This is a genomic window from Streptomyces ortus (assembly GCF_026341275.1).
GTDB classification, from domain to species: Bacteria; Actinomycetota; Actinomycetes; order Streptomycetales; family Streptomycetaceae; genus Streptomyces; species Streptomyces ortus.
This window is the reverse complement of the sequence record NZ_JAIFZO010000002.1, coordinates 6,098,255-6,123,978: the sequence shown is the minus strand read 5'-3', so window position 1 is coordinate 6,123,978 and position 25,724 is coordinate 6,098,255. Positions and strand designations below refer to the sequence as shown.

Annotated in this window: 22 protein-coding genes and 1 pseudogene; 10 read left to right on the top strand and 13 right to left on the bottom strand. The window is 72.6% G+C overall.

Annotated elements, in window-relative coordinates; genetic code table 11:
* Positions 1 to 6: 6 nt before the first annotated feature.
* Genes lanKC through K3769_RS30295 form a run of 5 tightly spaced genes read left to right on the top strand, consistent with a single transcriptional unit; the run spans position 7 to position 6,824 of the window.
* The gene (gene lanKC, locus K3769_RS30315) at positions 7 to 2,760 is read left to right on the top strand and encodes a class III lanthionine synthetase LanKC (protein ID WP_267029433.1); all 2,754 of its coding nucleotides are present in this window, start codon (positions 7 to 9) and stop codon (positions 2,758 to 2,760) included.
* A complete protein-coding gene (locus K3769_RS30310) occupies positions 2,757 to 4,103 on the top strand; it encodes an MFS transporter (RefSeq protein ID WP_267029432.1) in 1,347 nt (448 codons plus the stop codon). Before lanKC ends, K3769_RS30310 begins: the two co-directional genes overlap by 4 nt.
* A complete protein-coding gene (locus K3769_RS30305; RefSeq protein WP_267029431.1) occupies positions 4,100 to 5,185 on the top strand; it encodes an MsnO8 family LLM class oxidoreductase in 1,086 nt (361 codons plus the stop codon). The genes K3769_RS30310 and K3769_RS30305 overlap by 4 nt, the downstream gene beginning before the upstream one ends.
* Positions 5,182 to 5,688 (top strand): flavin reductase family protein, encoded by a 507-nt coding sequence (locus K3769_RS30300; protein WP_267029430.1) that lies wholly within the window; start codon positions 5,182 to 5,184, stop codon positions 5,686 to 5,688. Before K3769_RS30305 ends, K3769_RS30300 begins: the two co-directional genes overlap by 4 nt.
* Positions 5,689 to 5,723: 35 nt before the next feature.
* Positions 5,724 to 6,824, top strand: coding sequence for an MsnO8 family LLM class oxidoreductase (locus K3769_RS30295; protein WP_267029429.1), 1,101 nt, complete (start codon positions 5,724 to 5,726; stop codon positions 6,822 to 6,824).
* Positions 6,825 to 6,984: 160 nt separating this feature from the next.
* On the opposite strand, the gene K3769_RS30290 is transcribed toward K3769_RS30295, so the two are convergent.
* The 7 genes from K3769_RS30290 to K3769_RS30260 form a co-directional block, all read right to left on the bottom strand.
* Complete coding sequence (locus K3769_RS30290; RefSeq protein ID WP_267029428.1) at positions 6,985 to 7,563, bottom strand: GAF domain-containing protein; 579 nt, start codon at positions 7,561 to 7,563, stop codon at positions 6,985 to 6,987.
* A complete protein-coding gene (locus tag K3769_RS30285; protein WP_267029427.1) occupies positions 7,560 to 8,405 on the bottom strand; it encodes a S8 family peptidase in 846 nt (281 codons plus the stop codon). Before K3769_RS30285 ends, K3769_RS30290 begins: the two co-directional genes overlap by 4 nt.
* Positions 8,406 to 11,894 (bottom strand): adenylate/guanylate cyclase domain-containing protein, encoded by a 3,489-nt coding sequence (locus tag K3769_RS30280; protein ID WP_267029426.1) that lies wholly within the window; start codon positions 11,892 to 11,894, stop codon positions 8,406 to 8,408.
* A 70-nt stretch (positions 11,895 to 11,964) separates the two neighbouring features.
* Positions 11,965 to 12,207 (bottom strand): aroma-sacti cluster domain-containing protein, encoded by a 243-nt coding sequence (locus K3769_RS30275; RefSeq protein WP_267029425.1) that lies wholly within the window; start codon positions 12,205 to 12,207, stop codon positions 11,965 to 11,967.
* Positions 12,204 to 12,929: an iron-containing redox enzyme family protein gene (locus K3769_RS30270; RefSeq protein ID WP_372515179.1), complete on the bottom strand. Its 726-nt coding sequence runs from the start codon at positions 12,927 to 12,929 to the stop codon at positions 12,204 to 12,206. The genes K3769_RS30275 and K3769_RS30270 overlap by 4 nt, the downstream gene beginning before the upstream one ends.
* A gap of 20 nt (positions 12,930 to 12,949) precedes the next feature.
* Positions 12,950 to 14,077: a radical SAM protein gene (locus K3769_RS30265; protein ID WP_267029423.1), complete on the bottom strand. Its 1,128-nt coding sequence runs from the start codon at positions 14,075 to 14,077 to the stop codon at positions 12,950 to 12,952.
* A 181-nt stretch (positions 14,078 to 14,258) separates the two neighbouring features.
* Entirely contained in the window at positions 14,259 to 16,154 is a 1,896-nt protein-coding gene (locus K3769_RS30260) for an AfsR/SARP family transcriptional regulator (protein WP_267029422.1), read from the bottom strand.
* Between the two features lie 235 nt (positions 16,155 to 16,389).
* Between K3769_RS30260 and K3769_RS30255 the strand changes: the two genes are divergently transcribed.
* The 4 genes from K3769_RS30255 to K3769_RS30240 all read left to right on the top strand — a co-directional run bounded on the left by K3769_RS30255 (position 16,390) and on the right by K3769_RS30240 (position 19,664).
* A complete protein-coding gene (locus K3769_RS30255; RefSeq protein WP_372515071.1) occupies positions 16,390 to 16,890 on the top strand; it encodes an XRE family transcriptional regulator in 501 nt (166 codons plus the stop codon).
* Positions 16,891 to 16,950: 60 nt separating this feature from the next.
* Positions 16,951 to 17,553, top strand: a complete 603-nt coding sequence (locus K3769_RS30250) for a ParH-like protein (RefSeq protein WP_267029420.1) — start codon at positions 16,951 to 16,953, stop codon at positions 17,551 to 17,553.
* Positions 17,546 to 18,808, top strand: coding sequence for an MAB_1171c family putative transporter (locus tag K3769_RS30245; RefSeq protein ID WP_267029419.1), 1,263 nt, complete (start codon positions 17,546 to 17,548; stop codon positions 18,806 to 18,808). Before K3769_RS30250 ends, K3769_RS30245 begins: the two co-directional genes overlap by 8 nt.
* A 304-nt stretch (positions 18,809 to 19,112) precedes the next feature.
* Entirely contained in the window at positions 19,113 to 19,664 is a 552-nt protein-coding gene (locus K3769_RS30240; RefSeq protein ID WP_267029418.1) for a hypothetical protein, read from the top strand.
* A gap of 34 nt (positions 19,665 to 19,698) precedes the next feature.
* Here the strand turns inward: K3769_RS30240 and K3769_RS40965 are convergent.
* A pseudogene (locus K3769_RS40965) lies at positions 19,699 to 19,821 on the bottom strand (DUF5994 family protein); the annotation flags it as partial.
* Between the two features lie 501 nt (positions 19,822 to 20,322).
* Between K3769_RS40965 and K3769_RS30230 the strand changes: the two are divergent.
* A complete protein-coding gene (locus K3769_RS30230; protein ID WP_267029417.1) occupies positions 20,323 to 20,583 on the top strand; it encodes a hypothetical protein in 261 nt (86 codons plus the stop codon).
* Positions 20,584 to 20,927: 344 nt separating this feature from the next.
* Here the strand turns inward: K3769_RS30230 and K3769_RS30225 are convergent, their stop codons facing one another.
* From K3769_RS30225 to K3769_RS30205, 5 genes are all read right to left on the bottom strand, one after another.
* Entirely contained in the window at positions 20,928 to 21,365 is a 438-nt protein-coding gene (locus K3769_RS30225; protein ID WP_267029416.1) for a BON domain-containing protein, read from the bottom strand.
* 136 nt (positions 21,366 to 21,501) lie between these two features.
* Positions 21,502 to 22,218, bottom strand: coding sequence for an ANTAR domain-containing protein (locus tag K3769_RS30220; protein ID WP_267029415.1), 717 nt, complete (start codon positions 22,216 to 22,218; stop codon positions 21,502 to 21,504).
* A gap of 13 nt (positions 22,219 to 22,231) precedes the next feature.
* Positions 22,232 to 23,095 carry a GAF and ANTAR domain-containing protein gene (locus K3769_RS30215; RefSeq protein WP_267029414.1) on the bottom strand — a complete coding sequence of 288 codons (864 nt, stop codon included), beginning with the start codon at positions 23,093 to 23,095 and terminating at the stop codon, positions 22,232 to 22,234.
* A gap of 37 nt (positions 23,096 to 23,132) precedes the next feature.
* Positions 23,133 to 25,016, bottom strand: coding sequence for a CheR family methyltransferase (locus K3769_RS30210; RefSeq protein ID WP_267029413.1), 1,884 nt, complete (start codon positions 25,014 to 25,016; stop codon positions 23,133 to 23,135).
* Entirely contained in the window at positions 25,016 to 25,612 is a 597-nt protein-coding gene (locus K3769_RS30205; RefSeq protein WP_267029412.1) for a chemotaxis protein CheB, read from the bottom strand. The genes K3769_RS30210 and K3769_RS30205 overlap by 1 nt, the downstream gene beginning before the upstream one ends.
* Positions 25,613 to 25,724 lie beyond the last annotated feature (112 nt).

Genomic DNA, 25,724 nt, shown 5'->3' with positions numbered 1-25,724 from the left:
GTAGGCATGCAGCTCCCCTGGAACACGATGCTGCGTTACCTGAGGTACGACCCCCGATGGTTCGAGGACCCCGTCCGCCGCCAGCCCGGCAGCGCCCATCTGACCGAGTTCCGTGCGGCGATGCCGGGGAACTGGCGGCTGCGGCGCCACGGACACTGGCTCGTCGGGGACCCGCCCGGCGCGCCCGAACTCGGCCAGGGCTGGAAACTCCACGTCTCCGCCACCTCACGGACCAGCACCGAGACCCTGCGCCGCAGCCTGCCCGTGCTGCGTGACGCGGGCGTGCGCTTCAAGTTCCTGATCGACCCCGCCGAGGTGCGCGAGCTGAACAGCAAGTCCTTCTCCCGTCCGGCCAGCGGCAAGTTCATCACCGTCTACCCGCCCGACGAGACGTCCTTCCACGACGTCGCCCGCGGGCTCACCGAAGCGTTGCGGGGCTGCGAGGGCCCGTACGTCCTGTCGGACCGCCGCTACCCGGGCTCCCGCGTCGTCTCGTACCGCTACGGCGGCTTCACCAGCAGGTTCCGGCTCCAGCCCCTGGGTGTGAGGGAGTTGCTGATCGAGTCCCCCGACGGGGCCCTGGTCCTTGACACCCGGACCCCGTACTGGTCCATGCCGGAGTGGACCACGGATCCCGTGACCGGCGAGGGCCCGCCCCCCGTCGCGACCCCGGAGGAACCGGACGCGCCGGCGGCGAAGCGCGTACTGAACGGCCGGTACGAGATCGGGAGCGCCGTCGCCTTCAGCAACCGCGGCGGCATCTACCGGGCGGTGGACACCGTCACCGGCGCCGACGTCGTGCTGCGCGAGGCCCGGCCCGGTGTGGAGGTCGGCCCCGACGGGCTCGACGCGGTCGTACTGCTGCGCCACGAGTACGACCTGCTGACGGAACTGGCCGACAGCGGGTTCTTCGTCCGCCCCCTCGACTTCTTCCGGCAGTGGGAACACTCCTACCTCGTCGAGGAATGGGTGGGGGACAGCCATCTGGGACTGATCGTCACCACCGAGAACCCCGTGTTCGAGCTCGACCTGTCGGCCGAGCGGTTGACCGCCTACTACCAGCGCCTGCAGCGGATATGGCTGCAGCTCGCCGACGCCATCGCGCTCTGCCACGAGCGCGGCATCGTCCTCGGCGACCTGTCCCCCACCAACGTCATGGTCACATCGGACGACCGGATCCGCGTCATCGACCTGGAGTCCGCCTTCCACGAGGGCGGCGCCCCCGGAGCGGGGCTCATGACGCCGGGGATGGTCACCCGGCGTGCCCTGGCCGCCAAGCACGGCGACCGCCGCACCGACTACTACGCGCTCGGCGGCCTGATGCTGGCGACCATGCTCGCCTGCCAGCAGAACGACATGGTCGACCACGAACTCCCGCTGCGCCTGATGACCGAGGTGGCCCGGGACCTCGACCTGCCCGCCGGCCTCACCTCCCTGATCAGCGACCTCTACAGCGAGGACGAGGAGCTGCCCGACCCGGCCGTGCTCCGCCGGCGGATGGCCGAGCTGCCGTTCGACACCGCCTGGCGCCGGCCGCCGCCGCTCGCCCACCGGCTGCGGCCCGAACCGGAACGCAGCGCCCCCCTGCACGAGCGGATCACCGAGGTGCTCGACGGCGTCGTCGACTACATGAAGGGGACCGCGACCGTCGAACGCGAGGACCGGCTCCTGCCCGCCGACGTCCTGGTCTTCGAGACCAACCCGCTCTCCCTCGCCCACGGCGCGCACGGCGGCCTGTACGCCATGCACACCCTGGGCCACGAGATTCCCGACGCCCTTCTCTCCTGGACCCTGCGCCGGCCGACCGACCACGACGCGCTGCCCCCCGGCCTCTACTACGGCTCGGCCGGCGTGGCGTGGTCGCTGTCCGCGCTGGGCCACCGGGACCAGGCGGTCCGGCTGCTGCGCGAGGCCGGCGGCCATCCGCTGCTGCACACCGAACCCGGCGTCCTGACCGGCGCGGCGGGCCACGGCATGGCCTGTCTGCGGCTGTGGCGCGACCACGGGGTGCAGGAGTTCCTCGACCGCGCCGTCACGATCGGCGACCGCCTGACGGCGGAGGCCCGCTGGGAGGACGGCCGGGCGCACTGGCCCGACTCGGCCGACCGGATCCCGGTCGGCTACGGCTACGGCGCGTCCGGCGTCGCCATGTTCCTGCTCGCCCTACAGGGGGCCACGGGCGACGGGCGGCTGCTCGATCTCGGGCTTGCGGCGCTGGAGTTCGACCTCTCCCACCCCATCTACTCGACCAGCGGAGTGCTGTCCTTCCCGTCGTTCGCGCAGAGCGATGGCCCGCGGGTACGGCGCCACTACTGGGACGCGGGCACGGCCGGGGTACTGACCACCCTCCTGCGCTACTGGGACGTCACCGGCGAGGACCGGTTGCGCAAGGAAGTGGACCGCGTGCTCCCCGACGTCCGCCGCAAGTACACCGGTCTTCCCCAGCTCTTCCACGGGATCAGCGGCCTGGGCAACACACTCCTGGACGCGTACGAGTTCCTCGGCGACCCGGAACTCCTCGGCGACGCGCAGCGGGCGGCGGAGGCGGTGCTCTGCCACACCCTGCGGCGCCCCGAAGGCGTCGTCTTCCCCGGAGAGCAGTCACTGCGGGAATGCTGCGACCTGGCGAGCGGCTCGGCGGGCGTGGCCCTGTTCCTCGACCGGCTCCGGCACGCCGCCCCGGGACGGCGCACCAACCGGAACTTCCTCCTCGACGACCTGCTGACCGGCGCGCGGCCCGCCCCGGGGGACGGCTCGTGACCACCGAGGCCGTGCGGACGGACGGGGGCCGGACCTCGGTGCTGCGCCACAACCGTCCATTCCGGCTGCTGTGGGTGGGGCAGACACTGTCGGGCTTCGGCTCCTCGATGGCCGGGGTGGCACTGCCGCTCGTCCTGCTGGCCGGGGGCCATCCCCCCACCTCCGTGGCCGCGGTGACCACGGTGGTGGCCGTCACCGGCCTGCTGGTCCGCATCCCCGCCGGGATACTGAGCGATCACCAGGACCAGCGCAGGCTCGTGATCGCCTGCGACCTCGTCCGCCTCGTGGTCTCCGCGGCCGTGGCCCTGTTCCTGCTCGCGGGGCCCCTGCCGATGTGGCTGGCGATCGGCGCGGTCATCGCCTCCGCGAGCGCGATGGAGGTGTTCAAGCCGTCGCAGTTCCAGCTGATCCGGCGCGTCGTCAGCAACGAGCAGATCCCCACGGCGGTGTCACTGAACCAGGCCCGCGCCTACGGAGTGTCGATGGCGGGCCCCGCGGCGGGCGGACTGCTCGTCGGGGTGTACCCCGCGCTGCCCTTCGCGGTCGACGCGGTCACCTTCCTGGCGTCGGCGCTCTGCGTCGCCGCCATGGTGCCGCGCAAACGGGCGGCGACCGCGCCGCCGAAGGACCCCAAGGACCTCTCGGTACCGGAACCCGCGGTGGTCCCGCCGGCCCCGCCCGGTCCGGAGCCGGTGCGGCAGGCGCCGGCGGCGGGGTTCCGGGACCGGCTGACCGTCGGCTTCCGGCACCTGGCGCACGACCCGTTCCTGCGCCGCTCCACCGTCTTCTTCAGCGGTATGACCGTGGTCTTCAGCATGTTCGGCTCCGCCCTGATGCTCGGGGTGGGCGACCGGCCCGGTGGAGCCGCGGCCGTCGGCTACGCGTTCAGCAGCGCGGCCCTGGCGGGGCTGCTGGGCTCGCTCGCCGCCCCCACCCTCCAGCGCAGACTGCCACTGCCGGTCCTCGTCGCCTCCGGACCGGCGGCCGCCGGCGCGCTCCTGACCCTCGCGTGGCTCAGCGGGAGCACCCTCGCGTTCGTCGCCGCGTTCTCCGCGATGTCCCTGCTGGTCCCGGCGATCAACGCGGCCGTCGTCTCCGTCATGGCCACCTCGGTCCCCCCGGAGATCTACGGCCGCGTCACCACGGCCAACGACTTCGTCGTCCAGCTGCTCCAGCCCTGCGCGCCACTGGCCGCCGCGCTGCTGCTGACCACCAGCTCGCTGGCGGTGACCGCCCTTGTCCTGGCGGTCTCCTACGTGGTGCTCGCGCTCCTGGCCTTCACCCTGCCGACGCCGACCGCCGCCCCCATCGCTCCCCAGGAGCCCACCCGGAGTGACGCATGACCACGACCTCCCGGCACGCGCCGCGGTCCGCGGACCCCGCCGAACCGTCCCTGCCGCTCTCCGTGCTCGAACGGGGCGGCCATCCGGCCGGAACGAGTGCCGAGCAGGCGGTCCGGGACATGGTGGACACGGCCAGGACCGCGGACGCGCACGGCTACCGGCGCTTCTGGGTCGCCGAGCACCACGCCGTGCGCACGAGCGCCAGCAGCTCCCCCGCCGTGCTGATCGCGCACATCGCGGCGCGGACCGAGCGGATCCGGGTGGGTTCGGGCGGGGTGATGCTGCCCAACCACCCGCCGTACACGGTCGCCGAGCAGTTCGCCACCCTGCAGACCCTCCACCCCGGGCGCATCGACCTGGGCATCGGCCGCCCCTCCGGCGGCAGCACCGAAGCCCACCGGCTGCTGGAGGCGGCCCTGCGGCGGGCCCCCGGGGCCGGCACCGGGTTCCCCGCACAGATCGACGAACTGCTGGGTGTCCTGTTCCGCAGGGGCCCTGACCGCAACCGCTTCCACTCCCTGCCGCTGACGCCGCGGTCCGCCACCCCGCCCGAGGTCCACGTCCTGGGCGCCGGCACGACCAGCGCCCGCCTCGCCGGGGAACGCGGACTTCCCTTCGTCTACGGCCACCACCTCAGCCGCTCCGTCTGCCGCCCGGAGGCCGTGGAGGGCTACCGGGCGGCGTTCCGGCCGGATCCGGACCACCCCGGGCAGGACGGCTCCCGGCCCCACCTCGCCGTCTCGGTCCACGTGGTGTGCGCCGAGACCGACGAACTGGCCGAGTCGTTGGCCCTGCGGACCGCCGTCCACCTGGCCGTCCACTCCGGCAACACCACCTCCCTCGGCCCGCTGTCCCCGGCCCGGGAGGAACACCTGGCCCGCCGGATCCTCGACGAGTACCAGGTGGTGCACGGCGCCCCCGCGAAGGTCGCCGCCGAACTGGAGGCGCTGGCCGCCCTGTTCGCCGCGGACGAGCTGATGATCGCGCCCTTCGAAGTCAGCGGTGAGGCCCGCGCCCGCACGCTGCGCCACACGGCACGGGCCCGCGTGACGTCACCGGCCCGGCGTGCGGCCCGCCGATGAGGAGCACCCCGTCCCTCACACCGGGCGCCGCCACCCGGGACGCCCTGCGCGCGGTGCTCGGGCAGTTCGCGACCGGAGTGACCGTGGTCAGTGCCGGGCGGGACCTCCCCCAGGGGATGACGGCGAACTCGTACACCTCGGTCTCTCTCGACCCCCCGCTCGTCCTGGTCTGCGTGGCCCGCACCGCGGCCGTGCACGCGACCGTGCTCGCGGAGCGGCACTTCGCGGTCTCCATCCTCCGCTCCGGCCAGGACCACGTGGCCCGGTACTTCTCGGACCACCGCCGGCCCCGGGGACCCGGCGCGTTCGACACGATCGGCGCGTTCACCGGGCGCGTGACTGGTACGCCGCTGATCACGGGCGCGCTGGCCTGGCTGGAGTGCGCCCTGACCGCCGTGTACGACGGCGGGGACCACTCCATCCTGCTCGGCGAGGTGCGTGACCTCGCCCGCGGCACCCCGGGCGAGCCCCTGACGTACTTCGCCGGCTCCTTCCGGCCGTGACCCGACCCCGTCCACCACACACTCCGGAGCGAAGCATGAGCGTGGCCGACCCGATGACCGACGACGCTCCGGACCCGACTGTCCCGCCTGTGCCCCGGTCCGTGCTCGAACTCGGGGGCCGCCTCCCGGAGACCGGGGCCGAGCGCTCCTTCCAGGACATGGTGGACACCGCGGAGACGGCCGACGCGTACGGCTACGCGCGCTTCTGGGTCGCCGAGCACCACTCCTCGCACCGGACCGCGAGCGGTGTACCCGCTGTGCTGATCGCGCACATCGCGGCGCGGACCGAGCGGATCCGGGTGGGTTCGGGCGGGGTGATGCTGCCCAACCACCCTCCTCTGACGGTCGCCGAGCAGTTCGCCACCCTCCAGGCGATGTATCCCGGACGGATCGATCTCGGCCTCGGCCGGTCCGTGGCCGGGCCCGTGAGGCCGGACGGACTCATGGAAGCGGCCCTGCGCCGTGATCCGCTCGGCGCGGCCGAGTTCCCGGAGCGGATCGACGAACTCATGGGCTTCCTGCTGGACCGTGGACCGGAGCGGCACCGCTTCCACGCGCTGCCGCTGACGCCCCGTCCGTCGAGCCCGCCCGAGGTCCACGTCCTGGGCGCCGGCGAGGGAAGCGCGCGGATCGCCGCGGAGCGGGGGCTGCCGTTCGCCTACGGCCATCACCTGGGCCGTTCCAAGTGCCGGCCGGCGGCGACGGCCCACTACCGCTCCGCCTTCCGGGCGGCACGGGCGGGCGGAAGGCCGTACCTCGTCGTCTCGGTCAACGTGGTCTGCGCCGGGACCGACGAGGAGGCCGAGAGGCTGGCCCTCCACACCTCTGCGCGGCTGGGCGGCCCCTACCGGGAGGCCGCCGCGGACACCACGTTGTCCCCGGCCCAGGCCCTCCAGGTGGCCCGCCGGACCCTCGCCGAGAACCAGGTGGTCCTCGGCGCGCCGACGAAGGTGAACGCCGAACTGGACGCACTGGCCCGCCGGTCGGGGGCGGACGAGCTGATGCTGGTGCCGTACGAACTCACCGGCGCCGCACGCTGCCGCACGCTGCGCCTGGCGGCGGCCCCCCGGCACACGCCCCCGTGGGAACCACGCGGACGGCCGACCGCGGCCCCGGACCGACGACTCACCCACTGAGGGAGGCGCCGGTACGGGCCTGCACGGGGCCGCGCCCACCCCTCGTGGGCGCGGCCTCCAAGCCGCCCCCCCCTTCACGGGCCCGCGTCGCCCTCCCCCACGGGGCGCCCCCCTCATAGGCCCGCCCTGTCCCGGTGCCCGTCGGCCGGTCGGCGGACCGTCAGGTGGATGTTCCCAGCAGGCGGCGAAGGTCCTCCGCCATGCGCAGGGCCGCCGCGAGGTCCTCGCCGCAGAGGTCCGGTCCCGCCGCGCGCCGCCGGCGGTCGAGCACCACCCGCAGGGCGAAGGCCGCCTGCCGGGCGAACAGCGCCAGCAGGTCCAGTTCGTCGAGGCTGGACCGGGACTGGGGAGCCGGGTCCAGGACCTCCAGCACGCCCAGGATCCGGTCCTCGTGGGTCAGCGGAGCCGCCATCAGGGCGTCGGGCACGTACTCCGTGGACTCGGCGAACGCCCGGTCGAAGTCGGAGCGGTGCGACAGGTCGTCCACGATGACGGGCTCGCCGGACATCACCACCCAGCCGGCGACACCGCTCTTCGCGGGGAAACGCCTGCCCACCAGAACATCCTCGCCCTGGCCGGAGACCGCCTGGAAGACCAGTTCGTGCCGCGCCTCGTCCAGCAGGAACACCGAGCTGGCGGCGGCACCGAAGATGGCGCGCGCCACGTCGACCACGGACCGCAGGAGTTCCTGCGAGAGCAGGTCGTTCGCCGCGTCGGTCCCAGCGTTGTCGTCGTTCACGAAGCACCCCTCATACCGGTGTGTACGTTGGCCGCGGAAAGGTAGAGCGCGTTCTTGAGCTGAAAGCTCGTCAGCCTGCGGTGCCGGGACAGGACACGGGCGCACAGTCCCGTGATGTACGGCGTGGCGAAACTGTTGCCCGTCGTGCGGATCGTCGTGCCGCCGAGCCAGGCGACCTGGACGTTCTGGCCCGGAGCGAAGAACTCCACCGGCGGACTGGGGTTGTAGAGGTGCAGGTCGGGGTCGTCCTCCGCATGGCTGCCCACGGAGATCACCGACGCGAACCGCCAGGGGAAGCTCTCCACCGTGGAGTTGTGGGCCGAGGCGACGATGACGGTCCGGCGGAAGTACGCCTCGTCGGCGAGGACACGCAGTTCCTCGACGAACCGTGCCCGGGTCGTGGACAGACTCAGGTTGATGACGTCGAAACCCTCGTGGATCGCCCACCTGAGGCCCGCTAGCAGGACGTCCCCGGTCCCGCCGAACGTCCTGCCGAGCACCTGCACGCTGTAGAGCTCGCATTCCGGCGCGATCCTGCGGATGATCCCCGCGCAGGCCGTGCCGTGACCGCAGCTGTCCGTGGCCGCGGTCTCCGTGACGCCGATCCCGTGCTCGTCCTTCGTCACGGCCCAGGCGCCGTCGACCCGGCCGACCAACGGATGGCCGGACTCCACACCGGAGTCGACGACGCACACACGGACACCGCGTCCGCGGGCGTCCTCCCCCTCCCGTGCCGACCCGGGGCGCTCCTCGTCGGCGGTGACACCGATGTCCTCGGGTCGCCTGCCGCGCAGGCTCCACACCAGTTCGGGGCGGCGCGGCGCCGTCTGTACCGTGTCCATTCAGGGGCCCTTCGGTGTCCGGTCGGGGAGCGGAGCCGTGCCGGGGCGGGAGCCGCCGCCGGTACGCCCGGGAGTGGCGTCGAGGGCGTCGAGGGCCGCCGCGGCCCGCCGCGCACCGGGCAGATGCCCCTTCGACTCGAAGCAGGTGACGGCCCGTTCCGCCGCCGCGCGCGCCTGCGTCGCCCCGCCCGTCCGCCGCACGACCTCGGACCGGTCGAGCCAGGCAATCGCCCTGACGACCGGCGAGTCGGTGCCGACGGCGTGGCGCACGGCGCGTTCGGAGAGCGTGACGGCGTCCGCGGGCCGGCCCTCGGCCACGGCGATGCGGGCCAGCAGTCCGTCGAGGTCGGCGGCGTCGGAGCGGGCCGGTGACGCCGGGGCGGGCGAGGCCGTGCCCAGATCATCCGGACCGCCCGCACCGCCCGGACCGGTGGCCGCGGTCAGATGGGCCACCGCCTCGTCGACCCCGCCCGCGTCCAGCAGCAGCCGCGCCGACTCCCTGTGCAGCGCGGCCAGCAGTCCGTCGGCCATGAGCGCGTGCGCGGCGGCGGTGGCCTCGTCGAGCAGTTCCAGCGCGTGCCGCCCGTCGCCCGCGAGGGCCTCCACGGTGGCGTGGAACAGCGGCAGCACCACCGCCCCCTCGGCGTAGCCCAGGCCGTCCACGAGTCGTCGTACCCGGGTGAGGCAGGTGTGCGCGTCCTGCCACCGTTCCCCGAGCGCGAACAGCACCGCCAGCGGGCAGTTCAGTGTCAGCCGGACCGTCGGCCGCTGTTCGCCGTGCTCGGCGAGCAGCGTCCGCGCGCGGGCCGTCGCCCCGGGCACGGGTGCGGGACCACGCCACAGAGAGATGCCCATGGCTCCCAGCGCCAGGGCGCGTTCGGGCTCGGCGCCCGAACGCAGTGCGTGCTCGAGGCCGCGGCTCAGGAGGAGGTCGGCGGCTTCGTGCCGCCCCTCGAACTGGCGCTCCTGTGCGAGCCGGACGGCCGCTCTGGCCTGGCCGAGTTCGTCGCCGGCCCGTTCGAAGACCGCCATGGTCCGGTGGGCGATCTCGCCTGGGGTGCCGCCCGCGAGGTCCGCGGACACCACGGAGAGCGCGAGCCGCGCGTGCGCGGTCTCGACGAGGTGCGGGGCGGGCGCGGTCAGGACGTCCCGCAGCAGGGAACACCCCTCGTCCGTGCGACCGGTGGCCAGGCAGACCTCGCCGAGTCCGCGGGTGGCGGCGATCCGGTCGGGCTCACCGTCCCGGGCCAGCCCGAGGGCCCGGCGCAGGAGGCCGTCCGCCCAGGCGAGGTCCGAGCGGGCGAGGGCACGGGTGCCGCTCTCGACCAGGAGGTGGGCTGCGGCGCGCCGCAGCGCTTCGGTACGGGGCCCGGCGAGGCCCAGTTCGGTCCGGTAGCGGTAGGCGTGCTCCAGGTGGCCGGCCATCGCCGCGCTCGCCTCCACCGTGCGGTCCTCCGTGCGGTTCCCCGGACGGTCCTCCGTGCGGTTCCCCGGACGGTCCTGCGTGCGGTCCCCGTCGCGTGCGGTCGCGTCCGGCGGCCGGGCGGCGAGCTGTGCAGCGAGGTGTTCGTGCCGCTCGGCCCGGGCGCGCTTCGCCATGGAGTGGTAGGTGACCTCGTGGAGGAGACCGCTGCTGAACCGGAGCACGGGCGTCTCCCGTCCGCTCCCGTCCGGCACGTCCGGCACGTCCACGAGTCGGTGCCCGCGCAGGCGCACGAGCGCGGCCTCGACGCCGCCGCGCAGGGACGGCACGGCGTCACCGCCCGTCGAGGCGCCCGCCGGGGCACCCACCAGGACGTCCGCGGGCACGCCGTCGCGGTCGCGCTCGGCCAGCGCGGCCACGTCGTCCGCGGTGAACTCCCGCCCCACCACGGCCGCGAGGTCCAAAGTGGTGCGCTCCGCGCGGCCGAGCGCACCGATCCGAGCGCCGAGCAGGGCCTGCAAGGTGGTCGGCAACCCGTCGGCGCCCCCGGCCCGGTAGCCGGACCCGTGTTCCATGACGGCCGCGACCAGGTGCTCCAGGTGGAGCGGGTTGCCGCCCGCCGCCTCCAGCACGTGCGCCGGTACGCCCGACCCGGCCGCGGTGTCCTCGGCGACGGCCGCGCCGGAACCGTGCGCGCCCACCTCCATGAGGGTCTCCGCGACAGTCGCGGCCTCATGTGCGGTCAGGCCGGGCAGGGACAGCGACCTGGCGGCCCGCCCGGTCGACGCCCACTCGGAGCGCCGGTCCAGGAGGTCGGGACGGGCCAGGCAGACGAACAGTACGGGCGAGGCGGTCAGGTCCGCGGCCAGTGTGCCCAGGACGTCGAGCAGCACGTCCGAGGCCCACTGGCAGTCGTCCACCACCAGCACGACCGGCCGCCTGCGGGCGAGCGCGGCCAGGAGGTCGCCGGCCGCGGCGCAGGTGTCGTCGACCGAGGGGTTCGGCGTGCCGTCCTCCAGCAGACCGCCGGCGAGCAGCGCGAGCGCCTGCCTGATCTCGTCGCGCTCGTCGGTGTCCCCGTCGGTGTCCTCGTCGGCTCCGGCCGGATCCCGTATGTCGGGGAAGTGCCGCAGCACCTCCCGCACCGCGTCCGCCAGCGGTGCGAGGCTTCCGTGCTCACCGTAGGGACGGCAACGGCCGGAGCCCTGGGCGCAGGCGGGACCCGTGTCCCTGAGCCACTCGTGGACCAGGCGCGTCTTGCCCATGCCCGCCTCGCCGTGCACGACGAGGACGTTCGGTGCGTCGTGCCCCCCTGTCACGTCCCGCAACGCCTGCCGCAGCAGGCCGAGTTCGGCCGTCCTGCCGACGAGGGGCACGTCGAAGCGGCGCGAGAGCCGCGGGTCGTCCTCGGCGACGGCGAGCAGCCGGTACGCGGTCACCGGCGCCGTCTTTCCCTTGAGCCGCAGCGGGCCGACCGGCTCGGAGCGGGCGCTGGGGCCGGCCGCCCGCCTGGTCTCGGGACCGATCAGGACCTCGCCCTCGGCGGCGTGCTGTTCCAGGCGGGCGGCGACGTTGACCGTCTCCCCGGCAACCAGGGCCTGTCGGGTGGACACGTCTGTGCTCGTGACGGCGGGTCCGGTGTTGACGCCGATCCGCACGGCCAGCCGGATGCCCAGGGTGGGGTGCAGTTCGTTCTCGTTGAGGTCGTGTACCGCGTCGAGCATCGCGAGCGCCGCGGACAGCGCCCGCCGGGCGTCGTCCTCGTGGGTGACGGGCACCCCGAAGACGGCCATGACGGCGTCCCCGATGAATTTCTCGACCGTGCCCCCGCATTCCTCCAGCGGCGCCCGCATCCGGTCGAAGTACCGGAGGACGACCGTGCGCAGGGTCTCCGGGTCCAGTACTCCGGAGAGCGCGGTGGAGCCGACCAGGTCGCAGAAGACGACGGTCACGATCTTGCGTTCCTCGGCGGGGGCTGCCGCGCCCGCGCGGCCGACGGGCACGCCGCAGGACGGGCAGAAACGTGCTCCGGACGGCATCGCGCGGTCGCAGGCTGCACACCGCATGGCTGACTCCTCCTGGCTGGCGGTTCGCGGACGGTCGGCGCGGGTCACGCGGGGCCGCACGGCCCCGGTGTCAGAACAGCGCTCCGCCGGCGATCTCGCTGTGCGCCTGCACCTCGGGGCCCGCCTCGTCGAGCCGGTCCTTGAGGTCGAGGACGAGTTCGAGCTCCTCCGCGCTCAGGTCCCGAAGCACCTGGCGCTGCTCCTCGGTCAGTGCGGCGAGTCCGAAGCCGTGGATCTCCAGGGCGCGGAGCGTGTCGTCCCCGCGGTCGTCGGGACCGCCGGCTGCCAGGGGTTCTTCCAGGCGTTCGCTCATGACGGGTACGTTCCTTCCGGGAGGCGGTGGGTCGGGCGTGGTTCCCCTGCGATCCGGCCGAACAGCCCGACGAGGCCGTCCACGGTGTGCAGGGCGCTCGTGGTGACGGCCCGCCGCAGGACGGGCGTCAGCGGAAGGACGTCGAGCAGCTCGAAGAGGTCGGCGGTGTGTCCGTCGTCCAGCTCGGCGTGTGCGCGGACGGTGCGCAGCGAGGCCTCGGGGACACCCGACGAGACGATGTGGTCGGCGAGCCGGCGAGCGGGGGCGTTGCTCTCCAGTACGGCGATGTATCCGAGCAGGGCTACCGGGTGGTGGTGCTCGATCCAGTAGTACTGGGCCCCCACGAACCGGGCGGTCGCCGGCGGCGGCTGCTCGCCGGCGACGGCCGCCGCGGTGTCGCCGAGCGCGGTGTCGCCGAGCGCGGCGAGATCGGTCAGCAGCCAGTCGTCGTGGCCGCGTTCCTCCTCGGCGTGGACTCGGAGGTAGCGCTCCAGCGGTGCGGCTACCGGATCGTGCGGGCGGAGCGCGGCGCACAGCGTGGCCGCGCGTTCCATGAGCGGGACCGAGGCCCGGATCACGCCGTGCATCACCGCGAGGTACGTCGCGTAGCGCGGGGCGAGTCCGGTGGGCCGCCACAGTGCGTCGGTGGCCGCCCGCACCATCGGCTCGGTGAGCGCGAGCCGCGCCCGGAGGCCGGCGGCGGTGCTCACCGCGGTGCCCATCGGGGTGCCCATCGGGGTGCTCACCGCGGTGCTCCGGGCAGGGCGACCAGGTCCTCGTACCCGGCCGTGCCGTGCCGTCGTACGAACGACACCGGGCCGGCCTCCCGCTGCAGCTGCGCGACGTGGAGGTCGAGCAGCGCACCCGCCGGGCCGCCGGCCAGCCGGTCCGCGGCGGCGAGGACTTCGGGGTGCTCGCCCAGAGCACGGCACCCGTCGCAGTACCCCGGCCGCGGACCGGCACCGGCCGCCGTGCCGTAGCGGGCGGTCAGATGGCCCGGCCCCACCGTCCTGATCATCCGCAGGGCGGGCGCCGACCGTACCCGCCGGCTCACGGAGGCCCAGTCGCTCCCGTCGAGGTGGCCGACCGTCAGGTGGGCGGGGGCCGGCCGGCGGTCGACGGTGTGCTGGTTGCAGCAGGCCAGGATGGTGCCGTCGGCCGCCACGACCGGCCAGGCGGCCATCGAGCAGGGCCGCACCCGGCCGGGGTCGGGGGCGGGGACGGCTTTCGCGGCGGCCCAGGAGGCGGCGCGGCCCACCGGGCGCAGCGAGTTGACCAGCATGGGGACGCGGTCACCGAACGCGCGGCGGATGTCGGTGGTCACGTCCGCGAGGTAGGGGTCCAGCGGTCCGTCGCCCACGACGTGGAAGCTGCAGGCGATCCCCCGGTCGAGGACCTGCCGCACCACCGAGAAGGCGCGGGCGCGGGGGACCTCGCGTTCGTGGAAGGCGTCGACGCTCACCGAGAAGTGGTCGAGCGCGCCGATCGCCCGCAGGACGGCGGGCGGGATCACGGCATGGTCCGGCTCCCCGGGTCCGGATCCGGGGCGGTTCCCGGCGCCGCGGGCGGCGAACCAGGCACCCGTGAGCAGGGCGACCCTGGTGCCTGCGGCGCGCGCCCGGCCGGCCAGTTCGGCGGTGAGGTCGCTGCGCAGCAGTGGTTCACCGCCGGTCAGCATCAGGACCTCGGGGCGGTCGGTGGCCTCGAAGGAACCGACGAACCTCAGGAGCCGGGCGGAGTCCGGTTCTGGGGAGGCCATGGTCGAGGTGGTGGAGCAGTGCGCGCAGTGCAGCGGGCAGCGCCCGGTGACGGTGACCAGCAGGCCCGCGGACGGGACCGGGCGGAGGGACATCAGCTCGGCGAGTTGCATGGCGTGCTCACCCTCCGTCCGTGGGGTCGGCCTCCGTCTGTGGGGTCGGCCTCCGTCTGTGGGGTCGGCCTCCTCCGAAGCGTCGGCCAGGACGGTTCGGGACGCGGACCGTAGCGGTTGGGATCCGGTAAAGGCCCAGGTGGCGGCGGAGTCCGGCGGGGGTGGGTGTCCGGCGCGGGTTTCACGCGGGTATCTGCGTGACCGGCGGCGATTGCAGGGCGGTCTGTTCACGGGCGAACACCCGGATGAGCCGCGGCAGTTCGTACCGTGCGGCATGGGCAGTGATCTCGGTGTCCGGGGTGAGGAGCACACCGCAGTCCATCAGGGACTCCAGTCGGCGGAGCACCTCGTGCTGTGCGCGGCCGAGCCGGCCGGCCGCCTGGGCGAGGGTGAAGGGGCCCCCGGGGAGGTCGGACAGTTCGCGCAGCGCCGAGCGGTCCGCCGGGGACAGGTCCTGCCAGCCGCTCGCCAGCCGTGGCCGTACGTCCATGTCACCCGCGACGAGTTCGTCGAGCACCGTCCGGCTGTCCGCCAGCCGCCGGGCGTACTCGTCCAGCGGCAGGTGGCGTCGTACGGCGAGTTTCAGACCGCATACGCGTACCGCCAGAGGCAGCATCCCGGTGGCGGTGACGATGTGCGCCGCGGCTTCCCGGCCGGCGCCGAGCCGGGCGGGGCCGACGATCCTGCCGAGCAGTTCCAGGCACTCCGCGGTGTCGAACGCCGTCGCCTCCAGCCGGTGCGCCGGGGTCAGGCCGGCCAGCGGGGTCCGTGCGGTGACCAGTACCGCGCTGGCCCCGGTGTCGGGCACGAGCGGTCGCACACACGATTCATCGACGCAGCCGTCCAGCACGACCAGGACCTTCCGCCCGGCGAGCCAGCCACGCCAGGCGGCCGCCGTGCGGTCCGGCTCCGCCGCGCTGACGGTCCGCGCGATGGACGGCGCGGGCGACCCCACGAGTTCGGCCAGTTCGGCCAGTACCGAAACGGTGGGCCGGGCCCGGCCCGCCGTGTCCCGCATCCGAATGAGCACCCTGCCGTCGGGGAACGCGTCGGCGAGCCGGTGCGCCGCGTGGACCGCCAGCGCTGTCTTGCCGGTCCCCGCCGGCCCGGTCACCACCGCCAGCCGCGGACCCGCGTCGTCACGGGCCAGGAGGGCGAGCAGCGTGCCCAACTGCTCCCGGCGGCCCGTGAAGTCGGGCAGGTCGGGCGGCAGCAGCGTGGCCGACCGCCGGTCCGGACGGTGTACGGGCCGGGTGCCGGCCCGGCCGGCCTGGCCGAACACGCCGCCGGCGCCGCCCCCGCCCGAGAGCATCGACCGGTAGAGCGTCTGGAGCGCCGGACTCGGCTGCAACCCGTACTCGGCGGCCAGGAGTTGGCGCAGCCCCTCGTAGGCGGCGAGGGTCTCGGTCTGGCGTCCCTGGTCGAAGAGGGCGTTCATCTGGGCGGCTCGCAGCCGTTCGCGCTCGGGGTGCTCCTCGACGAGTTCGCCGATGGTCTCGGCCACCTCGTGGGAATTGCCCAGCCGCAGCTCGGTCTCCGCCCAGCTCTCGTACGCCTGCAGACGGCGGCCGTCGAGCCGGTCGGCCTCGCACCGCAGTGCGGGAGAGGACCGCAGGTCGTGCAGCGCGGGGCCGCGCCACAGGCCGAGCGCTTCGCGCAGCATGCCGGAAGCCTGGACGAGGTCGTTCTGGTAGGTGGTCTCACGGGCGGCGCGGACCAGGCGCTGGAAGCGCAGGGCGTCGAGCTCCTCGTCGTCCACCCGCAGCAGGTAGCCGCCCGCCTGGTGGACGAGCCGGTCAGCGGCGCCGAACGGGTCCAGGAGCCGGCGCAGGGCCGACACGTACACCTGGATGTTCTTCCGGGCCGTCCGGGGCGGATCGCCGTCCCACAGCGTGTCGGTCAGCAGGTCGAGGGGGACGGGTGTGCGGGGGCGGCACAGCAGCATGGCCAGGAGCAGCCGCTGTTTGAGCGGGCCGAGTGCGAGAGGGAGGACGTGTCCGCCGGCCGCGTCCGCCGTGTGTGCGGACAGCGGCCCGAGGACGGAGAACCGCAAGCCGGTGCACGGTGGTTCGCCCATATCCGGTCCACCCTTCGGTCATGAGCTGAGATGAATGAATCGAGAGGCTGACATATACCAGATGCCTTGGGCATGGGTAAACGGTGAGTGTGCGCCACACTCCCCATGGTGATCACCGGACGACGATCACACCCAACTGCTATTACAAGAAGGCCAGTTGTCGTCTGTGTGTCATCCCGGTTCCCCGGTATGCCTTCGTCCTCAGTCTGTCCGTCGACGAGGGGCGTCAGCTAGGATGAACGATGTGTACAGTCGACCCACCGAGGCGGCACCGAAGGGCGGAAGGCACGTGATGGGCGAGAGCGGACCCGCGTCGACGCCGTCGGATTCGATGCTGGCGGACCGCATCGACGCGCTGTTCCGGGTCGTGCGGCGACCCAACCGCGAGCAGTACAGCCACGAGGAGGTCGCCCGCGCCTGCCGTGAGGCGACGGGCGAGAGCTTCTCCGCCACCTACCTGTGGCAGCTGCGGACGGGACGGCGCGGAAATCCCACCAAACGCCACCTCGAATCCCTCGCCAAGTTCTTCGACGTACCCGTCGTCTACTTCTTCGACGACGAGCAGGGCGCCGTCATCGCGAAACAGCTGGAACTGCTCGACGCGCTGCGCGACGCCGAGGTGCGCAGCGTGGCACTGCGCGCGGTCAACCTCTCGCCCGAGGGCATGGGCACGATCAGCGACATGATCGACGTCATCGCCCGCCGCGAGAAGGGCGCGGGCGGCGCCGGACCGTAACCGGCGAGCGCGCTCAGAACGGTGGACTCGCGAGTTCCGGCGGCGGCGAGAGGACGGCGTGTGCGTAGTGACCGGCGAGGGCGGCAGCGGCGGCGATGTCGGCGCATCGTCGACGGGCTCGACCTGCCCACCCCCTTCGACGCGGCCGACTTCATCGGCGCGCTCGCGCGGATGCGCAGCCGGCCCATCGAACTGATGCCGGTCCGTGCCACGTCGGACATCCCGTGCGGAGTGCTGATCACCACCGACCGCGCCGACTACATCATGTACGCCGCCGACACCACGCCGCTGCACCAGCAGCACATCCTGCTGCACGAGGCGGCACACGTCATCTGCGGCCACTACGAGACGGCGCCCGCCTCGTCGGCCGCCGCCCGGGTCCTGCTGCCCGACTTACCTCCGGCACTGGTACGACGTGTCCTCAGTCGCAGCGTGTACACCGAACCGCAGGAGCAGGAAGCCGAACTGGTCGCCTCGCTCATCCTGACCCGTGCGGCGCACCTCGCCCGGACGGGACCCACCGGGACCGAATGGCCGCGACTGCACACCCTGTTCGGACGGACCGGCAACCAGGAGCCCGCCGGGGACGGCCGGCCCACCGACGGCCCGGACGGCCCGGACGGCGCTGACGGCGCTGACGGCCCGGACGGCGCAGATGGCTGACCTGGGCAGTCTCGTCGCCGCCGTCCTCTTCCTGTCCTTCGCCCTCTACCGTGCACTGATCATCTGGCGGGGCTCCGATCCCGCCCAGCGGTACATCGCCGGCTTCGCAGGGTGCATGGGGGCCGCGATGCTCTTCCGGGCCCCCGTCGTGATGTCCGCCCTGCGGGACCTGGCACCGCTGGACACCGTCGTCATGCTGATCACCCACGAACTCAAGAGTTTCGCGCACGTCATGCTGTTGCTGGTGGGGCTGTCGCTCAGGCCCGCAGCCGCCGACCGCACAGCGCAGAGGCGGCAGATCCGGCTCGCGGTGGCGGTCCTGGTGACCGGAGCCGCCGTCCTGCTCATGGCGGGCGTCAGGGCCGAGAGCGGGCTGGCGACCGCCCCACCGGACCGCCGGTGGCTCCTCGCCGTGTACAACGTGCTCTTCGCCGCGTACGGCACCTGGTGCCTGCTCGTCCTGACCCGTGAACTCGTCCGGCAGACCCGGCAGGTGGCCGCGGGACCGATGCGGACGGGACTGCGCCTGATGACCTTCGCCGCGCTCCTCGGCATCGTGTGGACCCTGTGGGTGCTGACGTACGTGCCCATGAACCTGGCCCAGGGACTCCACACGGCCAGCGAGGATGTGGTGTGCAGCGTGCTGGGCGCCGTCACCGCCGCCCTCGCCACCGGCGGGGCCACCGCGACCTGGTGGGCGAGCGCGTCCGGCGGGCTCCTCGCCGCGCCCGGCCGCTGGCTGTCCGCGTACCGCACGCACCGGGCCCTGGAACCGCTGTGGTCGGCGCTGCGCACCGAACTGCCGCAGATAGCGCTCGATCCCGCCGCCCCGCGCCACCCGGTGCTGTGGCGGGCGGAGTTCGACCTCTACCGGCGGGTCATAGAGATCCGCGACGGGCACCTGGCCCTGCGTCCGTACTTCCCCGCCGACGCCACCGACCGGGCGGCGCCCACCGGGACCGACGGGACATCCGTCGGCCCCGTCGGTCCCGGTGAGCGGCCGGCGGAAGTCCGCGCCGTCGTGGAGGCCGCCACCATCGCCGCCGCCCTGGAGGGCAAACGGGCCGGGCGGGCCCCGGCCGGCGGGAGCCCCTCCAGCCCCGCGTCGCAGCAGATAGCGGGCACCGTCGCCGCCGAGGTGGCATGGCTCCTGCTGGTCACGGCCGCCTTCGTGTCCTCTCCCGAGGTCGCGGCGGCGCGCGTCCGGGCCCGCACGGACACCGCCGGGCTCAAGGCCGGACCGCGGTCACGGTGACCACGGCCCGGCCGCCGACTGGTTCGCGGCGGCGGGGCAGCGGGCGCAGACAGGCCACCGGAGGATCCCTGACCGTCGACAGGGGGCCACGTACTCTTCGCGCTACTCGGCGTGCAACTCCTTCAGCCGGGCGACCGCCTCGTCCGGTGCCACTGGCCTCCAGGGGCGACGGGGCACTGATCGCCCTGAGCACCCCTGCCGCTGTCGACTCACCTGCCGTGTCGGCGCCGGGCCGGGTCGAGGAGGAGAACTGGATGACGCAGTTGTCACCGGACGGCCGCTCACCCACGGGCTGGCGGACCCGGTGCACGCCAGGGACTTCCGCGAGCAGATCTACCAGTGGTGCGCCAACCGGCGTCCCCAGGGGGAGTTCGCGCAGGTGCTGGTCCGCGTCCGTGCCGACGTCCTCGCGACGGGTCATCCCGATCAAGCCCTGGTCGGGCTCTACCACCTGGCTCGGCGTGAGCGCGGCACGACGCGTGCCCGGCAGGCGCTGTGCGAGCTGGTGGCGCGCAACCGCCGACTGCGCCGCGTGCTGCTCGACCGTCTCGCCCATTCCGACTTCTCACCCACCGATCTCGGGATCTTCCTCCAGGCCGGCGACCCCGAACTGTTGACGCAGCACACCGGCACCTCGCACAAGCTCGTCGACGAACAAGGCGCGCAGGGCTCCCTGACAACCTGTTGGCACGCGGTACTGGCCGGGCTGCCTCCTCCGCAGTGGCAGGCCGAAGCGCGACGCCGGCTCCACTGCAAGCCGCCGACACCGGACCGCACGGCGGGCTCCTGCTGGACCTCCTCGTCAGCGCGGCACGGCGGTGCACGGAAAAGCGGGGCGAGGTCTTCGCTCTGGTGATCTTGCGCTGTACGACCGGCCACGGGGAGGGGTAGGGGCTCACCGTGATCCGGGTGATCCGTCCCCGCAGCGGATCGAGCACGGCCGCCAGTGCGGGCAGTTCGGCGTGGAGATCACGCGAGCGCGGCCACCAGGCGCCGTCCAGCAGTGCCGGCACGGAGCCAGGCCGGGGCGAGAGCAAGGCGCAGACGAGAGGGGGCCGGCCGGCCTTCGGATGTCGTCGGGCGGGAGATGGTCACAGTCATGACGCAGCCCCTGCCCCGGACCTGCCGTAACCGGTCCGGTGTATTCGATCGCCGAAAACGACACAGGTACGGATGCCGGTACCCCGAGGATTCCCGGTACTCCCCGAACCACCCGAACGGCGGCGCGGACGCGGATCGTCCGCCGCCGATGTCCATGGAGCCCGGTCCGCTCACGTGCTGTCCGACGTGTCCCTGCTTCGCGCCCGCGGCCATCCGGTCCCGGCACCGACACCGACACCGACACCGACGGTGGACACGGGCGGCAGCACTCGCCCCCGGCGCTCAGGGAACACACGGTGTCGTTCGGACCACCCGGTCCGAGAGATGCGTCGAGCTCCGAGGCGAGTGATGTATGCGACTAGAGTGATCGGCGCTCTGGTCCGATCGCATCCAGCCGCGCCAGTGAGGTCGCCATGGAGTCCCAGGAAGCACCCTCGGCCGGGTACGCCGAGGTTCACATCGTCTCTGCGTCGCCCGAGGACGCACGGCGGGTGGCGGAAGTACTCCGCCGTTGCTTCTCCGCCACCGAACAGCGCAGTTATCCGGCGAACGGCGAGGGCGGCACCTGTCTCGAACCCACCGTGGACACCACCCGCGCCGCAGAGCCCGCCCGTTCGTGGCTGGAGTCCAGCCGGTCAGCCGAACACACAGGTCAGGAGATCGGGCGCGACTGATCGTCCGCCCACCCCGTGTCGTACGCCGGGAAACCGGCGACCTGCGACCGGATCTGCGTCGTCCCCACCGTCACCGTCTGCAGCAGCGAGCAGCGAGTAAGAAGGTCGTCACCGAGTCGACCCGGTGAGCCCGCAGTGTGCGGCGTCAGTCGTCGTCGGCGGCCCGCTTCCCGGGGCGGGCCGGAGACGAGCACGGGCATGCCGGTGCGGACGCATGCCAGGCAGTTCCAGGCAGGGGCCTTCTTCGTTCTGGATCCGGAGGAACTTCAGCAGGCGTACCTGTTCGCCGGAAACGGCCATGGCACGGAGGTTGCCGCCCCGGTCGGCGAGCAGCACTCCGCACCTCAGAGCGGTGCGCGCAGAACCTCGCCCGGCCGGGCGGCGTCGGCGCTGGTGAGCATGGGGCTGTTCGCGGCGAGCAGTCGTGCGGCGGCGGATCGGTTGCCGTAGACCCGCTCGGCGACCAGATCGAGGGACTCGCCTTCGAGGACGGTGACGAAGCGCGGGCTCAGATCCTCCTGCCCTGCGTCGACGCGGTCATCGACCCGTGTCACTCCGACCACGTTTCCGAGGGCGAGCAGAATCTTCTCCTTCTGCTCCTGTACCGCCGCGTCGCCGCCGACGACGACCGTGGTCCCCTCGACGACCACCGTGAAGTGGTCGTGGGTCAGCCCGAGGTGTTCCAGACGCTCCTTGAGCTGTGCAGCCGCTTTGTCTGGATTATCCGACAGCGCGACCGCCAGCCGATGGCCGACCTCCGGGTCGAAGTCGTATGTGGTCATGTGTGCTTTCCTCCACGTGCCGCTCTGCGAGCATCGCGCTGCTATCGGGTGTACCACCGGCCGGTCCGCGACGGTCGGCACGTCTCGTGGCAGCGGGCAAGCCCGGCACGAGGAACGGGGGCCGCCGGAAGACGGCTCACGGAGTACTGATGTCCAACCGGGCCTCGACCACCGCAAGCGCCACCTCGTGCAGTTTCGACCTGTTTTTGCGAGCGTACGTGCGCAGGAGGATGAACGCCTCGTCCGGCGTGACCTTTCTCTGGGCGGTGAGTACGCCTTTCGCCTGTTCGATGATGATCCGACTGGTCAGGGCCCGCTCCAGTTGTGCTGTCAAGATGCGGCTCTCCTCCAGCTCGTGCCGGCGGAGCAGCGCCAGGGCCGCGGCGTCTGCCAGCGACTGGCCCAGGGCGAGGGTGTCCTGGGCCGGCGGCGAGTCGGTGGTCCGCAGGAGGACCAGCGCCCCGAAGGAGACATCGCGGACCCGCAGGGGCAGCGCGGCGACCCGGGTGAAACCGAGCTCACGGGCCCGGGGGGTGTACGCGGGCCAGCGCACTCGGGCCGGCGCGTCGAGGGCGGCCTCGACCCTGTTGCCGTTCTGCCGGCAGTCGTGACCGGGGCCTTCCTGCGCACGAGCGGCCTCCGACTCCAGTACGGCGATCCGCGGATCCGATCCCGACGCACAGGGGGAGTCCGGGCTGCCGATGGCGAACACGGCCCCGGCCGAATGGATGTCGAGCAGTTCCGCGCTGTGTTCCGCGAGAACCGTGAGGAAGGCGGAGGGGTCGAACGGGTGGTCCAGCACTTGGGCCAGTGCGACGAAGGCGTCGGCGAGCCGCTGATCCGACGAGGGCATGAGGGGGTGCCTCTTAACTGATATCGAGAGTGCCGGACATGATCCGTTGGGCCACGGACTCAAGTGGTTCACCGCTGGCGAAGGCGTGCGCCTTGATCAGGGCGAGTGCGTCGGCGACCGGCCGCTTCCCGCGCTCGGCGAGGGCGCCGGCCGCCTGATGGACCACCGCGCGCACGTCTGCCTCCGCGCCGAGTTCCGGATCCACGTCGGGGGCAAGCAGGATGGTGTCGGTGAGGGCTTCCGCGACCTGGGCGAAGCTCTGCAGGTCCGTGGTGGTGTGGCGCGGGTCGAAGACCGTCAGGGCGCCCAGGCAGCCGGACGATGTCTTGAGGGGGACCGCGAACACCGTGGAGATGCCGAGCGTCGTGAGCCCTGAGCCGTATGAGGGCCAGCGCCGCTCCATCGCCCCGCCCGAGGCGGACACCGGGATTCCGTCGCGGGCGGCGTCCCGGGCCGGGCCGATCCCCAGCAGGTACTCCAGATCCTGCGCACTGCGGGCCGGCCGGTCGGACGCCGCCACGGCAAGCTGGGTCAGGTCGGAGCCGACGAGCGTCAGCGCGGCGCTGCCGGTACCGCAGGCGCGGGCCACCTCGCTCATGAACAGCGGGGAGGTACCGCAGTCGGCCAGCCACTGCGTCAGGCGCCTGGCGAATGTCTCCTGCAGGCGCGCGGTCGTCAGGTGGCGGGCCTCGACCCGCCGGTGTATTGCGGCCATCGAGTCATGGAAGGCGTCCCCGGACTCGCCCGCGAGGCTCTCGTGACGTTCCGCGTAACGAGCCTCCCTGGCCGCGCGCTCCTGGGCCAGGCCCGCATGCCGCCACGCGTTGTCGGCGCGTCGTCGGCTGTGCGACTCGGACGCCCCACTGTCGGCAACCATGCAGCCAGGGTAGGGCAGCCGTTCGTCAGCCGGAGGCCTAACTTGCCACATTCTCCATCAGAAGGACCACGCCGCCGTTGTGGCCGTCGAACGGCGAGCACACGACCGAGCAGTTGATGGTTCTGCCGATCCGGTTGACGGCCGCGAGAGTGAGAGCCGACGACTGCTCTCCCGAAGAGATGCACCGCTGGACGACCTCGCGGAGCTCTGTGGTGGGCAGGCCGAAGTCCAACCCGAAGAAGTGCTCGCCGAGCACCTCCTCGCCGCGCAGTCCCCACAGTTCGGCAGCGCCTCTGTTCCAGCTCTTGACCTTCAGGTCGGTGGAGAGCACCACCACGCCGGCCGCGATGCTGCTCAGCACTCCCTCGAGGAACGCCCGGGCCTCGTCGAGGTCGGTGGAACGAATGCGCATTTCGTCGTTCATGGTCTCGAGCTCTTCGTGGCCCGACTGGAGTTCTTCGTTGGTGGTCTCCAGTTCCTCGTTCGTCGACTGGAGTTCCTCGTTGGTCGTCTCCAGTTCCTCGATGCTCGACTGGAGTTCCTCGTTCGTGGTCTCCAGTTCCTCGTTCGTCGACTGGAGTTCCTCGTACGCGGTCTCCAGGTCGTCGCGTACCCGCTTGACCTCCGTCTTGAGCTGGACGGCCGAAGTCACGTCGATGAACGTAATGCTGGTGCCGATCGGGAGCCCCGGCCCGCCGGTGATCGGCTGGATGAGGATGTCGAAGTACTGCACCGCCTCACCGAGGTGCCGCTCCACGCCGTTGACCCGCAGCATGCGGCGCTCGTACGTCGCCTGGTCGATGAGGGAGCGCAGCTCGAAGGGCCGGTAGGACAGTTCCAGGTCCTGGAACGGGCGGCCCACGTCCTGGGTGGTCAACCCGAAACGGCCGCGTGCCTGGCTGTTGATCGTGACGACCACGCCCTCGGCGTCCAGGGCGACGCCGGCACTCGGCGCGGCGTCGAGAATGAGGTCCCTCAGGTGGCCCGGGCCGGGAACGGGGGCCGTCTCCGTGCCGTGCACCGTCTTGGGCCGCGGCGCTGCTGCCACGGAGTAGGGCACGTGCCTGCCTCCCGCCCGGCGCCGGAACAACCGCTGGCGGACACTGATCGGCTCGAAACGCTCCGTGTCGTTCAGCAGCATCTCGGCCTTGCCGAGGAAGAGGCAGGCACCCTCGCGCAGCGCGAAGTGGAACCGGTCGACGATCTGGGCCTGCGCCTCGACGTTGAAGTACATCAGAGTGTTGCGGCAGACCAGCAGGTCCAGCCGGGAGATCGGGGCGTCCTGGGTGATGTCGTGGCGTCCGAAGATCACCCTGCGGCGCAGATCCGGCCGGAACGCGTACTTCGCGCCCCGCGGCTCGAAGTACCTGTCGCGCAGGTCGGACGAGAGCGGCCCGAGAGCCTTCTCCGCGTACAGTCCGGAGCGCGCCTCCCTCAGCGCCTCCTCGTCGACGTCCGTCGCGTAGATCTTGACCCGGCGCAGGCACTCCTCGAGACCAAGTACCTCCGCGAACATGACGGCCAGTGAGAAGGCCTCCTCCCCGCTGGAGCAGCCGGCGCTCCAGACCCTGATCTCACCCGCGGGGCCACTGTTCGCGACGATGCCGGGAACGATCTCCCGCTGGAGGAACGCCCAGGAGTCGGGGTCGCGGAACACCGACGTGACGTTGATGAGGATGGTGTTGAAGAGGGTCCGGAACTCATCCGCGTCGGTTTCGAGCAGATCGCGGTAGTCGGTGTGACTGCGGACCCCGACATCGGCCATGCGTTTGCGGATCCGGCGGCCGAGGGTGGAGCGTTTGTACCCGGTGAAGTCGAAGCCGCGGGCGTCCCTGATGAACTCAAGGAGGTTCTCCAGACCGGCGTCGTCGGTCACCCTGCCCTCGGTCCCGTCGGCGTCGCTTCCGGATGTCTCGTTCATCACTGCCTCGTGGTCCCTACCAGTCCGTGGACGGCCTCGGCGATTTCTTCCAGGCTTAGCACAAGGTCGACCGCTCCCGAATTCACAGCAGCCTGCGGCATCCCGGCGAACTCCGCCGTCCGCGGGTCCTGGGCGATGACGGTGCCGCCCCGTTCCTTCACGTCCAGCACACCGGCCGCGCCGTCCACACCGCTGCCGGTGAGCACACAGGCCAGAGCGCGTGACCCGTACGCGGAAGAGACCGCCCCGAAAAGCAGGTCCGCCGAAGGGCGCACGAAGTGGACGGGCTGGCTCTCCGAGAGCCGCAGAAGGCCGGTGGGCCCCACGAGCAGGTGCCGGTTCGGCGGAGCCACGTACACGGTGCCGAGCTGGATCCGTTCATGGTGCTCCGCCAGTTTGACAGGGAGCGCGGACTGCCGGCCGAGTACTTCCGCGATGAGGCTGCGGCGCTTCCGGTCCAGGTGCTGCACCACGAGCACCGGCACCGGAAGAGCCGGGTCGAGCGCGCCGAGAAGCGTGCCGAGTGCGCGGATGCCGCCCGCCGACGAGGCGATCGCCACGACGCCGAAGCCGGAGGCCCGCGAGTCTGCCGTCATGCCGCGACAGTAGCTGACGCCGGAGCAGGCGTGGTCCTACCGGGAACGGGCCAAGGAGCTTGTCACAGGACACGCCGGAGGCCCTGTCCGGCGCCGGTGCGGCGGCAGGCGG

What these genes read in the sequence shown, in the direction of transcription:
- lanKC (WP_267029433.1), top strand. Translation starts at nt 7, where the DNA reads ATGCAGCTCCCCTGGAACACGATGCTGCGTTACCTGAGGTACGACCCC.
- K3769_RS30305 (WP_267029431.1), top strand. Translation starts at nt 4,100, where the DNA reads ATGACCACGACCTCCCGGCACGCGCCGCGGTCCGCGGACCCCGCCGAA.
- K3769_RS30300 (WP_267029430.1), top strand. Translation starts at nt 5,182, where the DNA reads ATGAGGAGCACCCCGTCCCTCACACCGGGCGCCGCCACCCGGGACGCC.
- K3769_RS30295 (WP_267029429.1), top strand. Translation starts at nt 5,724, where the DNA reads ATGAGCGTGGCCGACCCGATGACCGACGACGCTCCGGACCCGACTGTC.
- K3769_RS30285 (WP_267029427.1), bottom strand. Translation starts at nt 8,405, where the DNA reads ATGGACACGGTACAGACGGCGCCGCGCCGCCCCGAACTGGTGTGGAGC.
- K3769_RS30280 (WP_267029426.1), bottom strand. Translation starts at nt 11,894, where the DNA reads ATGCGGTGTGCAGCCTGCGACCGCGCGATGCCGTCCGGAGCACGTTTC.
- K3769_RS30275 (WP_267029425.1), bottom strand. Translation starts at nt 12,207, where the DNA reads ATGAGCGAACGCCTGGAAGAACCCCTGGCAGCCGGCGGTCCCGACGAC.
- K3769_RS30270 (WP_372515179.1), bottom strand. Translation starts at nt 12,929, where the DNA reads ATGGGCACCGCGGTGAGCACCGCCGCCGGCCTCCGGGCGCGGCTCGCG.
- K3769_RS30265 (WP_267029423.1), bottom strand. Translation starts at nt 14,077, where the DNA reads ATGCAACTCGCCGAGCTGATGTCCCTCCGCCCGGTCCCGTCCGCGGGC.
- K3769_RS30260 (WP_267029422.1), bottom strand. Translation starts at nt 16,154, where the DNA reads ATGGGCGAACCACCGTGCACCGGCTTGCGGTTCTCCGTCCTCGGGCCG.
- K3769_RS30255 (WP_372515071.1), top strand. Translation starts at nt 16,390, where the DNA reads ATGAACGATGTGTACAGTCGACCCACCGAGGCGGCACCGAAGGGCGGA.
- K3769_RS30245 (WP_267029419.1), top strand. Translation starts at nt 17,546, where the DNA reads ATGGCTGACCTGGGCAGTCTCGTCGCCGCCGTCCTCTTCCTGTCCTTC.
- K3769_RS30230 (WP_267029417.1), top strand. Translation starts at nt 20,323, where the DNA reads ATGGAGTCCCAGGAAGCACCCTCGGCCGGGTACGCCGAGGTTCACATC.
- K3769_RS30225 (WP_267029416.1), bottom strand. Translation starts at nt 21,365, where the DNA reads ATGACCACATACGACTTCGACCCGGAGGTCGGCCATCGGCTGGCGGTC.
- K3769_RS30220 (WP_267029415.1), bottom strand. Translation starts at nt 22,218, where the DNA reads ATGCCCTCGTCGGATCAGCGGCTCGCCGACGCCTTCGTCGCACTGGCC.
- K3769_RS30215 (WP_267029414.1), bottom strand. Translation starts at nt 23,095, where the DNA reads ATGGTTGCCGACAGTGGGGCGTCCGAGTCGCACAGCCGACGACGCGCC.
- K3769_RS30210 (WP_267029413.1), bottom strand. Translation starts at nt 25,016, where the DNA reads ATGAACGAGACATCCGGAAGCGACGCCGACGGGACCGAGGGCAGGGTG.
- K3769_RS30205 (WP_267029412.1), bottom strand. Translation starts at nt 25,612, where the DNA reads ATGACGGCAGACTCGCGGGCCTCCGGCTTCGGCGTCGTGGCGATCGCC.